The sequence below is a fragment of the Vibrio sp. R10-SF1-ISO8 genome (genome assembly GCF_059833805.1).
The window spans coordinates 154,468-169,811 of sequence record NZ_JCBDHL010000012.1 but is presented as its reverse complement, the minus strand read 5'-3'; the positions used below and the strand labels follow the sequence as shown (position 1 = coordinate 169,811).

16 protein-coding genes are annotated in these 15,344 nt (G+C 44.3%); 10 read left to right on the top strand and 6 right to left on the bottom strand.

The features are described from left to right. Nucleotides 1–85 precede the first annotated feature (85 nt). Together yjjG and AC6R00_RS10100 are read left to right on the top strand one after the other, a co-directional pair. Nucleotides 86–760: a pyrimidine 5'-nucleotidase gene (gene yjjG, locus AC6R00_RS10105; protein ID WP_500640316.1), complete on the top strand. Its 675-nt coding sequence runs from the start codon at nt 86–88 to the stop codon at nt 758–760. Between the two features lie 64 nt (nt 761–824). Then, nucleotides 825–1,040 carry a cold-shock protein gene (locus AC6R00_RS10100; protein WP_500640315.1) on the top strand — a complete coding sequence of 72 codons (216 nt, stop codon included), beginning with the start codon at nt 825–827 and terminating at the stop codon, nt 1,038–1,040. Between the two features lie 9 nt (nt 1,041–1,049). Here the strand turns inward: AC6R00_RS10100 and AC6R00_RS10095 are convergent, their stop codons facing one another. Both AC6R00_RS10095 and AC6R00_RS10090 read right to left on the bottom strand, forming a co-directional pair. Then, entirely contained in the window at nt 1,050–1,736 is a 687-nt protein-coding gene (locus AC6R00_RS10095) for a helix-turn-helix transcriptional regulator (protein ID WP_500640314.1), read from the bottom strand. Nucleotides 1,737–1,813: 77 nt separating this feature from the next. Next, nucleotides 1,814–2,134 (bottom strand): hypothetical protein, encoded by a 321-nt coding sequence (locus tag AC6R00_RS10090; protein ID WP_004748736.1) that lies wholly within the window; start codon nt 2,132–2,134, stop codon nt 1,814–1,816. A gap of 204 nt (nt 2,135–2,338) precedes the next feature. Here AC6R00_RS10090 and AC6R00_RS10085 point away from each other — a divergent pair, with 204 nt between their 5' ends. Next, nucleotides 2,339–2,932, top strand: coding sequence for a DUF1294 domain-containing protein (locus AC6R00_RS10085; RefSeq protein ID WP_500640313.1), 594 nt, complete (start codon nt 2,339–2,341; stop codon nt 2,930–2,932). Nucleotides 2,933–2,998: 66 nt separating this feature from the next. On the opposite strand, the gene phnX is transcribed toward AC6R00_RS10085, so the two are convergent. The 3 genes from phnX to phnW form a co-directional block, all read right to left on the bottom strand. Then, nucleotides 2,999–3,814 (bottom strand): phosphonoacetaldehyde hydrolase, encoded by an 816-nt coding sequence (gene phnX, locus AC6R00_RS10080; RefSeq protein WP_500640312.1) that lies wholly within the window; start codon nt 3,812–3,814, stop codon nt 2,999–3,001. A 68-nt stretch (nt 3,815–3,882) separates the two neighbouring features. After that, nucleotides 3,883–5,262, bottom strand: a complete 1,380-nt coding sequence (locus tag AC6R00_RS10075) for an aspartate aminotransferase family protein (RefSeq protein ID WP_500640311.1) — start codon at nt 5,260–5,262, stop codon at nt 3,883–3,885. 25 nt (nt 5,263–5,287) lie between these two features. Continuing rightward, nucleotides 5,288–6,391, bottom strand: a complete 1,104-nt coding sequence (gene phnW, locus AC6R00_RS10070; protein ID WP_500640310.1) for a 2-aminoethylphosphonate--pyruvate transaminase — start codon at nt 6,389–6,391, stop codon at nt 5,288–5,290. A 283-nt stretch (nt 6,392–6,674) separates the two neighbouring features. On the opposite strand from phnW, the gene AC6R00_RS10065 reads away from it, so the two are divergent. The 7 genes from AC6R00_RS10065 (at nt 6,675) to AC6R00_RS10035 (ending at nt 13,683) form a co-directional block, all read left to right on the top strand. Further along, nucleotides 6,675–7,685 carry a putative 2-aminoethylphosphonate ABC transporter substrate-binding protein gene (locus tag AC6R00_RS10065; RefSeq protein ID WP_171319806.1) on the top strand — a complete coding sequence of 337 codons (1,011 nt, stop codon included), beginning with the start codon at nt 6,675–6,677 and terminating at the stop codon, nt 7,683–7,685. Nucleotides 7,686–7,870: 185 nt separating this feature from the next. Continuing rightward, entirely contained in the window at nt 7,871–8,275 is a 405-nt protein-coding gene (locus AC6R00_RS10060) for a GNAT family N-acetyltransferase (protein ID WP_500640309.1), read from the top strand. Nucleotides 8,276–8,430: 155 nt separating this feature from the next. Continuing rightward, on the top strand, nt 8,431–9,543 hold the full coding sequence (locus AC6R00_RS10055; protein WP_500640308.1) for a putative 2-aminoethylphosphonate ABC transporter ATP-binding protein: 1,113 nt from the start codon (nt 8,431–8,433) through the stop codon (nt 9,541–9,543). Between the two features lie 25 nt (nt 9,544–9,568). After that, nucleotides 9,569–11,281, top strand: coding sequence for a putative 2-aminoethylphosphonate ABC transporter permease subunit (locus AC6R00_RS10050; protein WP_500640406.1), 1,713 nt, complete (start codon nt 9,569–9,571; stop codon nt 11,279–11,281). Nucleotides 11,282–11,289: 8 nt separating this feature from the next. Continuing rightward, entirely contained in the window at nt 11,290–11,994 is a 705-nt protein-coding gene (phnR, locus tag AC6R00_RS10045; RefSeq protein ID WP_500640307.1) for a phosphonate utilization transcriptional regulator PhnR, read from the top strand. A 71-nt stretch (nt 11,995–12,065) separates the two neighbouring features. Then, nucleotides 12,066–12,968, top strand: a complete 903-nt coding sequence (locus tag AC6R00_RS10040; protein WP_500640306.1) for an EamA family transporter — start codon at nt 12,066–12,068, stop codon at nt 12,966–12,968. 358 nt (nt 12,969–13,326) lie between these two features. After that, nucleotides 13,327–13,683 (top strand): DUF3316 domain-containing protein, encoded by a 357-nt coding sequence (locus AC6R00_RS10035; protein ID WP_171319794.1) that lies wholly within the window; start codon nt 13,327–13,329, stop codon nt 13,681–13,683. Nucleotides 13,684–13,768: 85 nt separating this feature from the next. Here the strand turns inward: AC6R00_RS10035 and AC6R00_RS10030 are convergent, their stop codons facing one another. Beyond that, nucleotides 13,769–15,244 (bottom strand): peptide MFS transporter, encoded by a 1,476-nt coding sequence (locus tag AC6R00_RS10030; protein ID WP_500640305.1) that lies wholly within the window; start codon nt 15,242–15,244, stop codon nt 13,769–13,771. Nucleotides 15,245–15,344 lie beyond the last annotated feature (100 nt).

The window sequence follows — 15,344 nt, the reverse complement described above, 5'->3', positions numbered from 1 at the left end:
CAGTAAACAATAAGTTTCTTTGTGAGGGTATTATCATCTAAAAGAAAACAATTTACACTAGCGGCGAGAATTTGAGGAGATAATAATGAAGTACGATTGGATCTTATTTGATGCTGACGAAACCCTGTTTCACTTTGATGCCTTTAAAGGGATGCAGCTAATGTTCTCTCGTAAAGGTATAGACTTCACACAAGGCGATTTTGAACACTATCAGAAGGTCAATAAACCGCTGTGGGTAGATTATCAAAATGGCGCAATTACCGCGCACGAATTAAAGCATACGCGATTCAAAGAATGGGCAGATAAGCTAGAAACGACAACCTCAGAATTAAACTCTTCATTCCTTGAAGCCATGGCGGATATCTGCACGGTTCTACCTGGAGCGAAAGAGCTGATGGAAGCGATACATGGCAAAGCAAAAATGGGCATTATCACTAATGGTTTTACCGATCTTCAGGCGATCAGACTCGAAAAAACTGGGATGACCCAGTACTTTGAACATGTCATCATTTCAGAAGAAGTCGGAGTAGCGAAACCCGATACGGCGATTTTCAGTCACGCACTAGAGAAAATGGGTATGCCTTGTAAAAGTAAGGTGTTGATGGTGGGGGATAACCAGCATTCCGATATTTTGGGGGGTCTTAACTTTGGAATTGAAACATGTTGGCTTAATAGCAGCGGTATGGAACAAGATCATTCGATTTCGCCTCACTACACGGTAAGCTCATTGCATCAATTAAAAAAGATATTGATTGCTTAGTGAGTGATCCGAAAACGTAAATCCCTAGTATGTAGTACTAAAGTTTGTATTAGGGGTTGCAAAGATGTCGGTATTGGGAAAAATTGTCGATTTAGACGAAGGTCATGGTTACGGATTTATCAAGCAAGAAAACGAGGATGATAAAGTGTTTTTCCACGTGAGGGATATAGCAGTTTCATCTATCGAGCCTCATGTGAATGAGTTGGTCGAGTTTGATGTGGAATCGGACCTCAATGGTTGTCGGCTAGCTCTGAATATCTCTCCAACGCTAATGAAATAATCCCGTTGTCTAAGCATCCGGAGCGTGTTGTCTAATATAGTATTCGAGGCATTTCTCAGCTGAAGTCTCGAATACTTCATCAAGGATATTAAGCTTGTCTATACGGTCAATTCGAAAGTGGCGATAGTCATCTCTTAACTCACACCAAGCCACCAAGGTCCAAATTTTCCCCCAAAAGATCTGCCCGAGTGGCTGGAGCTTTCGCACTGTTTTATTGCCTTTTTGGTCACTGTAATCAATTTCGATCTTTAATTTGGCGTCTGTAGCATGTCGAAGCATTTTGCTACGCGTCGCATCTTTTGTGGAAGTGTGAATTTCCGGCACGAATATCGGAAAGCTCTCAATCTGTTTCTTGAGCCGATCGGGAAGGACAGATAGTATCTTGGTTGAGGCCGATTTTGATGCGGTGGCGAGTTCATCGTCAGACCAAGCTCGCACCATTCGCATACCTAGCTCCAGTGCTATCATTTCTTGATCAGTGAACATCAAAGGCGGCAGATGAGAATCAGCATGCAGTAAATAGCCAACACCGGCTTCTCCTTGTATCGGAACGCCGGAGTTGAGTAATGATTGGATATCTCTGTAGATGGTTCTTTCGCTCACTTCCATTTGCTCTGCAAGGTGGGAAGCCGTGACAGCATAACGCTTTGAGCGCAATAGAGTTAGAAGTTCAAAAAGCCGTTCTGATTTACTCACTTGTCTTCCTAACATTAGAAATTGTAGAACAAAGGAAAGCTGGGGGCCGCTCAGGCACCCCAACTAATGACTCGTTGCTATTGGTATTTAGCTGCTAGGTCACTCATCATAATTGTCTGATGTTGCATGATGACAGACTCTGGGTCAATTAAAGCCATCAACGGTTTACAATCCTCACTAGCCATAAATTGCTCACCAGCCGCTTTTGCGTTATCCATCGAATCCCAGTAGACCACGTCCGTCCAAGTGCCTGAATCTTGGTCAAAGCTTAGCGAACGATATTCAAAACCGTTTAACGACGATACAAATTTCTGACTCTGTTCACTAGCCGAAACGAGCTGCTCTGAAGTTGCATTTTCTAGTAATTTGAAACGAACGATTTCGATGACACTTTTCATAGTTTAATTCCTTGTTTTGTGTTGTTTAGGCTCGAATTAAGAATATGAGAGTGGTGTGTCAGAACCTGTCAGGAGTGTTTCACTTCAAAAAAATGTCAGAAAATAGCGAAAATATGCGCATGGTGGAATATGTGTGCTATAGATATTTAAAGAAAGTTTATAACGATCAATACATTTAACGTTGTTGCTAGGAAGAGGAAAACTATGTCCATTCAAGGAACGATCGCTCAGTGGGATCAGAACAAAGGATACGGTTACATTGCGGTAGAGAATCAAGATACCCAGATTCGTTTTCATATTAGTGATCTAGCGAATGCATCACAGATCCCAAGTGTCAGTGAACCAGTGGTGTTTAGGTTGGGGGCAGACAGCAACGGCATGATGAGAGCGATCGAAATTCAACGGCCCGTCGTATTTAACTTTTCATTGGCGATTGCCATTTGGTTTTGTAGTGCTTTAGTTGGCAGCGTCGTGCTTCTCGACTTTCCTTTGGTCGCTTGTATGTTTTACCTTGCTATTAGCACTGTTACTTACACTGTGTATGCGTTCGATAAACATGCCAAGTTAACAGGGGCATGGCGTGTTCCGGAAATAACCTTCCATGTACTCAACTTAATGGGTGGTTGGATTGGCGCCTTATTTGCTCAGTCATTTATGCATCACAAGTACAATGATATTGGTTTTAAGTTTTTGTTTTGGACAACGTTAGTGCTAAATATTTTGTTCTATTGTTGGTTGAATACTGACGAAGGGGCAGTGATGCTACATGAATTTGTGTATCAATATAGAGTGATGTAGCGCTTAGCTTCAAACATTTAAAAAGGGCTCAGTTGAGCCCTTTTTACTGTCTTGGGGTCAACAACGCTATGGTCGTTCACCCGCTGCTAATCTGCGCTCGATATCGGCAACCACTTGTGGAAAGTCAGCAATGGTATCGATTAGGTAGTGTGGTGAGCTCTTGATAAGCTTCGCACGTGCTTTTTCACGTGCGGCATTCAGCGTTGCTTCATCTGCCGCTTGGTACTCTTCAAACGTCAGACCCGCTTCATTACCAGAAAGTAGCAGGCCAACGGTCCACATCCCCGCGTTATGACCTTCGTCGATGCCTGGTGCGGCATCATCGACCTTGATACAAGCATTTACATCGGTCACGTTAAGCTCAATGACGTTCTTGAGTGCCATAAAAGGTGCAGGGCGACCACCCTGAGGAAGATCATCTGTTGCGACTACATAATCGGGCTTGTAGCCGTAGTCCGCCGCAACAGGAATCAGAACGTCCATCACCTGACGAGGGTAGCCAGAACAAGATCCAATCTTAATGCCTTTGTCTTTGAGATCGTTGACCACTTCAATTGCATTCAGGATTGGCTCTGCGTGGTCTGAGACTTTTGCTTTTTGCAAAGGCATAAACGCCGCGTAGATAGCGTCAATGTCTTTGCTAGTCATCGAGCGACCAAACTTCTCATTCCAGCGTTTATCTACCGCAGGAATGCGGCCCACTGCCTGGATGTGGTCCCACTTACCAAGGCCCATTGGTTCACGCGCTTCTTCAAGGTCGATATCGAAGTCAAAGCCTTGTTTGAATGCTTCAACAAAGATGCTGGTTGGCGCAAATGAGCCAAAATCGACGATAGTGCCTGCCCAGTCAAAGATGACTGCCTGAATTGGTGAGTTGTTCATGTTGAATCCTTTTTGTTTACCAAAGTGCCAAGTCATTGCTTTTACGGCACTTTAGATAAATTGAGTGTTTAATAGTAGTTAAAGTCTTTGCACGCTTTGGCGATGGCTTCTTCGAAGATGGCTAAGGCTTCTGTCAATTGTTCGCGAGTGATGATTAACGGTGGGCTAAGCTGGATCACATTGCCTTGTGACACCTTAAAGCTCATACCATGGTTAAGGCATTGGTAGAGTACAGCTTCGGCTTCGTCATAGGCGCGTTGCTTGCTCTCATGGTCGGTGACCAGTTCAATACCCCATAGCATGCCGATGCCGCGCACATCGCCAATTACTGGGTATTTGGCTTTCATTTGTAGCAGCTTGTCGCGCATGAACTGGCTGTCAGCTTTAGCTTTGTCTAGCAAGCCGTCTTGCTCTATCGCTTCCATGGTTGCCAGCGCAGCCGCACAGCCGATTGGGCTTTTCTCATGGGTGTAATGGCCCATCGAGATTTGCTCAGCGGTGTTGTATTTATCTTTGGTTACCATGGCAGCGATGGGCACTAAGCCTCCGCCTAAGCCTTTACCAATGCACAGAATGTCTGGCTCAATATCGTAAGCTTGATAGGTAAACCATTCGCCGCTACGGCCCATTCCGTTGGGAATGTCGTCGATAATCAGCATGACATTGTGCTTATCACAGATTTCACGGATGCGTTTCCAGTAGGCTTTACTTGGCACTTGCACATCAGTGTTTCGAACTGCTTCTGCGATAAACGCCCCGACACCGCCTTCTTTCTCTATCACGTACTCAAGGTAGTCGGCGTAATGCACGTCACTGCCGTCTGGTGATGGAAGGGCGCCTCGGTAAGATACTGCTGGTGGTATGCGTTCTACGCCGGCCATTAGTGGGCCCATACCTTGACGAAAGCAGGCTTCTCCACCGACAGAGATAGCATCCAGTGACGCACCATGGAAAGAGTCCCATAAAGAGACAACCTTGTAGTTGTCTGTGATATGGCGTGCCAGTTTTAGCGCCATACCAACGGCGGATGTGCCACCCGGCGCGAATAACACACGATTCAACTCACCACCACAGATTTGCGTTAGCTTCTCAGCACATTCAATTGCAGTTTGGTTAGTAAAACGGCGTGGTGAAAACGGCAACTTGGCAATTTGCTCTTGCACACGCTCAATTACATGTGGATGTCCGTAACCCAACTGGTGAACATTATTGCCATGGAAGTCCATGTACTTTTTGCCTGTCGAATCTTGGATGTAGATGCCTTCTGCTGCCTCTAATGTATCGAGACAAGGCGTCGACATTGCCTGATGAAGAAACACATCAGAATCTCGCTTCAGTAAGGCTTGTTTGCGCTTGTCATCCATAGACGCGTTCCATGCTTGGCGCGCTGCTGTGGTGTTGACGTCCCCTTCACTACGGAAATGGGTCGGTTGTATATTCTCAGTCATAACACTATCTCTTCCTGAAGGCTATTTAAGCAACTTGCCAATACATTGCTTCTTCAATCGCACCGATTAGGCGCTCAATATCCGCAGGGTACACTTCGCCAATGTTGCCGATACGGAAACAGTCTGCGTTCGACACCTTACCCGGATAAATCACAAAACCTTGCTCCTTCAAACGGGTGTAGAATTCTTTGAACTGATAGTCACTGTGCGTAGGAGAGTAGAAAGAGGTGATAATTGGTGAATGAAGCTCATCATTTAGTAGTGGTTCAAAACCCAGAGAGCGCATACCCGCAACCAGTGTTTTCTGGTTAGTCAGGTAACGGTTGTGACGCGCTTCCACACCGCCTTCTTGCTCAAGCTCTAATAAAGCTTGGTAGAAAGCGCGAACCGTGTGCGTTGGAGACGTGAAACGCCATTTACCGTGGTTCGCTTCCATACAGTGCCATTGATCGTATAGATCAAGGCTTAAAGAGCGTGCCTGACCTTGGCATTTTTCTAGCTCAGTTTGTTTTGCGATTACAAAGCCAAACCCCGGTACGCCTTGAATACATTTGTTTGCAGAGCTGATCATAAAGTCGATGTTGAGCTTTGCGATATCGATAGGAATCCCGCCAAAGCTCGACATTGCATCGAGGATCACCACTTTGCCGTGCGCTTTTGCCGTCGACGCAAAAGCTTCAATTGGGTTAAGCATGCCTGTAGTGGTTTCACAGTGAACAATCGCTACATGGGTGATGGTAGGATCCGATGCCAATGCAGTTTCCACCTCGTTCAAGTGTGGCTGTGATGTTTCGCCTGGGGAAACTACATGGCATGGGATATTTAGATACTCAGCAATTTGAGCAATACGTGCGCCGTATGCGCCGTTGTCAACAACCAACAATTTGCCATCTTTGCCAATCGCGCTGCCAATTGTCGCTTCTACAGATGCGGTACCACTACCTTGCATCAGTACGCTAGTGTAGCCATCTTGCTCTGTTGCGAGTTTCACCAGCTTAGTGCGGATAACTTCTACGATGTCTTTGTTGTAGTCATCATCCCAAGTACACCAATCTTTAAGCATGGCTTTACGAACGGTTTCAGATGTCGATAAAGGACCCGGAGTCAGCAGTAGGTATTCGTTTTTCATCTCGATTTCCATTTTAACTATATTTGGTCTACACCAGAATTTGAATTTACTTTAGCAAGAGGAAAAAACAACAGTAAAGGTCAGAAAGTCGAATTTAATAAAACTTTCATATGAAAACTTCGTCGGCAAAATTGCGCGCAGTTTTTCGTCAATTCTTTAAAAAAGTGCCATTTTTTGTTCATTGAATCGTAATAAAGCGCTTTTAGGGTGTATTACGTCAACTGGTACAGACCAATGCTAATTCGGCAAGGTTTAACAAACGTAATAGTCTTAATTGGAGAAGATGATGAAAAACCGTTTGATGAAAGGATCGCTAGCTGCACTTGTTTCTCTGCTGGCAACAAACGCAATGGCAGCACAGGAAGTGACGGTTTACACGGCTTTCGAAACTGACATTCTGGCAAAGTACAAAAATGCTTTCGAAAAAGAAAACCCTGATATCAAAATCAAATGGGTTCGTGACTCAACAGGCATCATGACTGCTAAGCTACTTGCAGAAAAAAACAACCCGCGTGCTGAAGTTGTTTGGGGTCTGGCAGGTTCTTCGATGGCGTTACTAAAAGAAGAAGGCCTTCTACAGCCATACACGCCTAAAGGCCTGGATCAGCTGAATGCCAGTTTGAATGACCCGCAATCAAACCAAGCTTGGTTTGGTAACGACGCATTCTTTAACGCGGTATGTTTTAACGAAGCGGTTGCTAAGCAGCTGAATCTGCCAAAGCCAACGTCTTGGCAAGATCTGACTAAACCTGTATACAAAGGTCATATCGCAATGCCTAACCCAGCTTCTTCAGGGACTGGCTATATGCAAGTTTCAGCTTGGCTACAGAATATGGGCGAAGACAAAGCGTGGAACTACATGCGCGATCTAGATAAGAACATCGCACACTACACGCATTCCGGTTCTAAGCCATGTGTACAAGCAGGCATGGGTGAAGTTGCGATTGGTATTTCAATGGCAAGTCGTGGAGCTAAGTTAAAAACACAAGGCGCTCCTTTAGCGGTGATTACACCTAAAGGCATCGGTTGGGAATCAGAAGCGGTCGGCTTAGTGAAAGAGTCTGACGCAGCTAAGCGCGTTGTTGATTGGTCCATTTCGAAAGCAGCAAATGAGCTTTACATAGAGATGTACCCAGTAGTTGGTCATAAAGATGTGAAAGCAACTGTGTCTAACTTCCCAAATGTAGAAGCGAACATGGCTAAGATGGACTTTGCTCAGATGGGTAGCAAGCGTGCGGATATCCTAGCGGCTTGGTCGGCGAAATTTGACGCTAAATCAGAGCCAAAATCGTAGCCTGATTGGTCATTGAGATAACAAAGGAGAGCAGGGTTGCTCTCCTTTTTGCTTTTCAGGGAAGTTAAGGGCAAATTAGGATAACTGGATAACTGGATAACTGGATAACTGGATAACTGGATAACTGGATAACTGGATAACTGGATAACTGGATAACTGGATAACTGGAGGGCAAGGAAAGCATTATGAGGGTAGAAAGAATTACGGCTGATCAAACACTCGCGTTGAGGCATGCGGTGTTATGGCCGGCAAAGAGTCTGGAGTTTTGTCGTGTGGCAGAAGATGAATTTGGCTTTCATTATGGAGGCTTTATCGGAGATCAGTTGGTCGGTGTCGCATCGGTCTTTGTTGAGCAGGATGAAGCTCGACTACGCAAATTTGCTGTTTTGCCTGAGTATCAAGGACAGGGTATAGGCTCAATGATGTTGGAAACCATGCTGAGCGAAATTCGAGATTTTCAAGCGACACTTTTTTGGTGTGATGCACGTGAATCAGCGTTGGGTATCTATCGCAAATTCGGTATGAGTAAACAAGGTGAGCGCTTTTACAAAGAAGACATCCCTTACTTTAAAATGTCTCTTGAGCTGTGAGGTTTAGGACGTAGATTGACTTCGCCAATCGTTCGGTCACAGATAATAGGCCAATCGAGTGAATTCATTTTATTGTCATCTTTGCTCTATAAATTTGTCATGCCGCTGAAACAAACCAGATTTAAGGTTGGTATATACCATTTGGAGAGTGTGTTATGTCAACTAACCAACCTTACTTACAAATTGAAAATGTAGTGAAGCAATTTGGCCAGTTCACTGCGTTAAAGCAAATTTCACTGGCAATAGAGAAGGGCGAGTTTGTCTGCTTTCTTGGCCCTTCTGGCTGCGGCAAAACGACCCTACTACGAGCTATCGCTGGACTTGATCTACCGACTTCAGGTGGCATTTATCAAGACGGACAAGATACGACCTTCCTTCCTCCGGAAAAACGAGATTTTGGTATTGTTTTTCAATCGTATGCGCTATTTCCAAACCTTACCGTGCAAGAGAATATTGCCATCGGATTAAAGAACCAAGGGATGACCAATCAAGAAGCTTTAGAAAAGGTTGATTATTGGCTTGATATGATTGGTTTACCGACTTCTGGTGAGAAATACCCTAACCAATTGTCTGGTGGACAGCAGCAGCGTGTTGCCCTTGCGAGAGCGTTAGCCTTGTCTCCAGGGTTATTGCTTCTTGATGAACCTCTCTCGGCGCTTGATGCCAAAGTTCGTGTTCACCTTAGAGATGAGATTTGTAAACTACAGCGCAAACTGGGTATTACCACAATCATGGTGACTCATGACCAAGATGAAGCGCTGTCTATGGCTGACAGAATCGTTGTGATGAATCATGGCGTTATTGAGCAAGTGGGCACGCCACAAGAGATCTATCAACACCCTGCTACTCGTTTTGTTGCTGAGTTTGTTGGCAGCATGAATTTTATTTCTGCTTCAGCAGCGACTGATACTCAACTACGTATCGCTGAGTCGCTTATTCCCGCTCCTGTCATTGAAAACAAGCAAGTAGTAAGAGGGGATTGCTTTGATCTGGCAATACGCCCAGAAAGCATTCGTTTTGCCGAACAATTTAATAATGCGCTACCTGTGAAGATCCGAGACAGAGAGTTTCTTGGTGCGTTTTATCGCTTTGAATGTGAACTTCAGCATGACAAACAAGCCGCGCCGATCTTTATCGATGTCGCTGGCGAAGTGGTCACCGAGCAGAAGCTGCGTATTGGTGATATTCGATACGTTCAGTTCTCAAAACAGGGAATACGTGCATATCCAACGTTAAGCCCAAATGGCACTAAAGCAATTGCGGCTTAAGGTATCACTAATGGAAAGTAGAACTATGTACAACTCTGGGGTTAACTCTCGCTCATTGCGTCCTTCATCTCTTTTGCACAGGGTCAGTAAAGATAACCTAGTGCTATTTGGCTTATTGGCATTTCTATTTTCAGCGCTCACGATTTTTATTGTGATGCCTCTATGGGCGATGCTGACAAAAAGTGTTCAGAACAATAGTGGCGAGTTTGTTGGGCTGGAGAACTTTGCTACCTATTTTGCCAATGACAGCCTTTGGTACTCTGTTGGCAACACATTTACATTAGGACTTCTGGTGACTGCCGTAGTAGGTGTGCTTGCTTTTGGTTATGCCTACGCACTGACGAGATCGTGCATGCCAATGAAAGGCGTGTTTCAGATGTTAGGAACGGCTCCTATTTTGGCACCTTCGCTGCTTCCGGCGATCAGTCTTATCTTTTTGTTTGGTAATCAAGGTATCGCTAAAGAGATGCTCGGTGGTCATTCAGTCTACGGCTTGGTGGGCATCTCACTAGGCCTTATTTTTTGGACTTTCCCTCATGCCCTGATGATACTCACCACCTCATTGAGAACCTCGGACGCAAGATTGTATGAAGCGGCGCGAGCGTTAAAAACGTCACCGTTCAAGACTTTCTTTGTTGTCACTCTTCCTGCTGCTAAGTATGGCTTGATCAGTACCTTGATTGTCGTGTTCACTCTGGTTGTGTGTGATTTTGGTGTACCTAAAGTGATCGGCGGGAATTACAACGTTCTGGCGACAGATATCTTCAAACAGGTTGTGGGGCAGCAAAACTTCTCTATGGGTGCGGTGACCAGTATATTACTGTTAATGCCTGCTTTGCTCGCATTCATCGCTGACCGCTGGGTACAGAAGAAGCAAAAAAGCCTATTTGATACTCGTTCTGTCCCTTATCAGCCAGAACCCAATAAAGTCAGAGACGGGATCTGTTTCGCCTATTGTTTGGTGATTTCTGCCGCGGTGATTGTGGTACTTGGGATGGCAGTATATGGCTCATTGGTGACCTTCTGGCCTTGGAATAAGGCTTTGACTCTAAACAATTATAATTTTGCTGAAATGAGTACCTATGGTTGGTCTCCATACTTTAACTCGCTCACACTCGCAACATGGACAGCCATTATTGGTACAGCAATTATTTTTGGTGGAGCGTACTGTATTGAGAAAGGGCGGGCGTTTGCGCCTGTTCGACAAGCCATGCAAATGCTCAGTGTTGTTCCTATGGCAGTACCGGGAATGGTACTGGGGTTGGGGTATATCTTCTATTTTAATGATGCCAACAACCCACTCAACGTTTTATATGGCGGCATGGTGTTTCTTGTTATCAACACCGTGGTTCACTATTACACTGTTGGTCATATGACAGCGGTAACTGCGCTTAAGCAAATTCCGAGCGAGATTGAAGCGACAGCGGCGTCGGTAAAGTTACCTCAGTACAAGCTGTTTTTTAAGGTGACGCTGCCAGTTTGCGTTCCTGCGACTCTAGATATCGCTACCTATTTGTTTATTAATGCATTAACCACCACTTCTGCGGTAGTATTTATCTACTCTACGGAAACTATCCCTGCTTCTGTGTCAGTGTTAAATATGGATGATGCAGGACAGACAGGTGCAGCTGCAGCGATGGCTGTGATGATCATGATCTCTGCTGCTATAGCTAAGTTAGCACACATGACGTTAGGCAAATGGTTAGAAAACAAAACGCAAGCATGGCGTAAAAGGTAAGGACAAGGGTGCAGTACGTAAAAATTAAAGATTCAATTGTTGAGCAAATTGAATCAGGAATGTTATCGCCAAGGCAGAAATTACCTGCAGAAAGGAAGCTTGCAGAGTCGTTTGACACCACAAGAGTCACACTGAGAGAGGCGTTATCCTTGCTTGAAGCAGAAGGGCGAATCTACCGAGAAGACAGACGTGGTTGGTTTATCTCGCCGCTGCCGCTTAAGTACGATCCGACGCAGACGCTAAACTTTACCAATATGGCGACGGCGCAGCAGCGTATACCGCAGACAGAGTTGATTGCTGCAAAAGGTATTCTCGCCAATAAACAAGCGGCCAGTTTACTTGGGCTACAGCCTTTTTCCGATGTGTATCGAGTAGATAGGGTTCGATACTTAGAAGAACGCCCAGTGGTGTATGTCACTAACTATATTCGTCCTGAGTTGTTTCCAAATCTTCTCGATTTTGATTTGTCGAAGTCATTGACTGATATTTACCGTGAACATTATGGCGTTGTTTACGAAAAGATTCGCTACCGCATTAGCACCAGCACATTGCTCGGTGAAACTGCACAAGCATTGCGAGCAACGTCTGGGACGCCGGCTATGGTCGTTGAGCGAGTTAACTACAATCAAAATGGCGAGTTGATTGACTGCGACATTGAATACTGGCGGCATGATGCCATCAGCATTGAGTCCGTCGCTCAGCTTCAACGTTAATCTCACTTCTTTATTTGGGCTTCTGCGTAGTCACCAGAAGCCTTTTATCTGTTCAAGTTTAAGGAATGACTATGTCAGTGTGGGCGATATGTTTGGTTGTCGTATCGGCATTTCTGCATGCAGGTTGGAACCTTCTAAGTAAAAGTAACAAGTCTTCAGGTACGGCATTTTTCTTATCTAGTAGCGCTGCCGCTTCGCTTGTGCTTGCACCATACGTAATCTGGTATCTCAATGATGTCGGCATCGCGAATATTCCAGCAACGTTTTGGTGGATGTTGCTCGTGAGTGGTGTCGCTCAGTTTATCTATCTGATTGGTTTAGGTAACGCCTATAAGCATGGTGATATTGGCGTGATTTATCCCATTGCGCGCGCACTTCCAGTACTTATGGTTGGTGTGGGAACCGCTTTACTGGGATACCAGCTAACCACACTTGTGTGGGTAGGCTTCGTGTTAATCACCTTTGGCTGTCTGTTAGTGCCTTTGAGTTCTTTAAGAGAGTTACGCTTTAGTGACTACCTCAATGTTGGCGTGTTATGGGCCGTAATTGCTGCTGTAGGCACCACAGGCTACTCCATTTTGGACAAAGAGGCTTTAGGGATTGTTGACCTTGAGCTCTCTTCTATTATCTCTAATCTGCATTCAGCGATTTTCTATTTAGGTATCCAGTTCTGGACGATATTCTTAGTCATTGCCATTTATGTCTCGGCAACACGTCAATGGAAGGAGTTTTCTGAGGCTTGGAGCATCAAGAAGCCTTCCGCAATGGCCGGGATTATGATGGCCACCACTTATGGCTTGGTGCTATACGCGATGACAATGACCGAGAATGTCAGTTATGTTGTGGCGCTAAGGCAGCTAAGTATTGTGTTTGGTATGATTTTCGGTGTGATTTTATTAGGTGAGCGCTTCGCTTTAACCCGAAGTTTAGGCACCTTCTTGATTTTCGTGGGACTGGTATTGACAGTTATCTGATAGAAAAGGACCAATTAATGTCAAAAAGTTCACCAAATTTATATGATATTTTCCACTTGTATTATAACGAATCACTCTAAAGTGTTATCTCGGCTTTCTTTCTTTGTTTTCGAATCGAACTAATAAAGTGTTGAGTTAAATATCTTTTTTCTAAGCTGCATATTGTGAACCAATTTAACCCCACTTTTAATGTAAGAAAGCGAATTACACTTATTTCAAATTATTCGAATAACAAGTGCAATTATTTCTAATTCAATCTGGTCTTCTATTACGTACTATTTGGTTACTCGGGCAGCGGAATAAAGCTCGATTTTTAGAACCATTTATTAGGTAAGTATAAGTAGCTAAGGAGTCAGTTATGATTAAAGTAGTGAGTTTAGCAAGTGTCATGTTGTTTAGTTCAGTGGCTTTGGCTGGTTTAGGTGGTGCATACAACACCGTAATCCAAAGTGAAACCATGAATGGCGATGCAGTGAGTTCAAAAGAAGCAGCATTAGCAGCAGGTAAAACCATGATTATGGATATTAACGACAAATCTCCATATGAGCTAAGTAAAGCGGTATCTTACTCAAGCAATGACCTTGTTGATGTTAATTCATTCGAGTTGAGAAATTCACACGTAACAGTGAATGAAATTGTTACCAGTGAAGGTGAAATTGCTTTCCAACCTGTAATTAATGTCAGTTACGAATTTAGAGCTCGCGATAGAGACTAATTCTTTTATTTCAGTTTTTGCTAGCAAATAATAAAAAACCCAAGCTCAACGCTTGGGTTTTTACTTTATTTTAGTGTAGTGACGATTAACTTTCCGCTTCAACCATTTCAGGTTGTTCATCAGCGCGAGCCGCTTCTAGCATCTTACGAATAATCACAGAAGCAACCAGAGCAATCGCAACCATTACAACAGCAAGAACAGTTAGTAGTTGGAAGTAGTCGCCATAAACTGTTTGAACAATTTCTTGCGTGATCTCTTGGCCTTTCTCTAAAGCGATAGAGGTAGAGAATACTGCACCTACGATACCACTTAGTGCCATTGCAACAGAGAATAGTGATACAGAGAAACCTTCTATGTGCTTAGGCGCTACCGAAAGGATAAACGCAACCACAAGGCTACCGACAATAACTTCTGCGAATGCTTGGAAGAAGTGAATCGCTAGGAAGACTTCAGGGCGTATAACCACATCCTCACCAATGTTCATCACTGCCATGGTCAGGATACCAAACGCAATTGCTGTAAAGATAAAGGCAAAACCGATCTTAGTTGCGGTTGAGAAATTGATGCCTTTCTTCTCAAGAGAGGAGAAGGTCATGGCAATAACAGGGCCAGCAACAATACACCACAGCGGGTTCATCGCCATGGATGCTTCTGGGGCAATTGGGATCAGGTTGAATAGATCACCACGCATTGTATTGATCGTTACCATGGTCATTGATGTCATCATCTGACCGTAGTAAACGAAGAAACATGTTGTTAGCACTGTCATGATTAGGATGGTACCCATCTTCAGCGCGTCTGTCTTGCCTGATTTAAACATCAACGAGATGAAGTACAAGATCGCAGCGACACCGATGGCGTAAACGATGTTCTGACCAATATCCATGTTAGAGAACATGAAGAATACTAAGCCAACCATTGCAACTGAAACTGTTAGGAATGCCGCCCAGTTTTTAGCGCTGACGGGCTCTTGATCGATCTCAGCTGCTGCACCAACAAGTTGTTTATTGAAGATAACAAGTACTGCAAATGCGAAGGCTGCCATGACTGCTGATAGTGTGAAGCTACCGTGGAAACCGATTACCAGTACGAACATTGGGAACAGGTATTGACCTAACAATGCGCCAACGTTGTTGACTGAGTAGTTTACTGGGTAGCCATTCTCGAAGTCCTCTTCTGAAGCAAAGGTGCGTTTGTAAAGACTTGGGTAAGAAGGAGACATTAAGCCACGTGCGTAACTTGCGAGTGCGATACCTGCTAAGCTCATTGGGATGTTAGTTGTTGACGCGCCCAATACTAGCAAGGTGTATCCTGTAGCGAATGCACCATAAGCAATGGTGAGTGAGCGGTATGCGCCAAGAAATTTGTCGACAATAAAGCCGCCGGCAATAGCGAAAAGTGGGCCGATGGATGAGAACGCTCCGACAACCATCATGGTGTCTGCTTCGCTATACCCTAGATCTTCTAAGAAAAAACGGGTCAGGATAACCATCACACCATAGAATGATAAGCCAAACATCGCTTGGCAGAACATCATTGATTTATTGAGTTTATTCCACATAATATTCTCTTTTTGTTGATATAACACAGAGTTAACATCTGATTATTTTATCATTTGTGCTATGTTATAAATTGAAACAATTATCGCAGAATTACTTTTC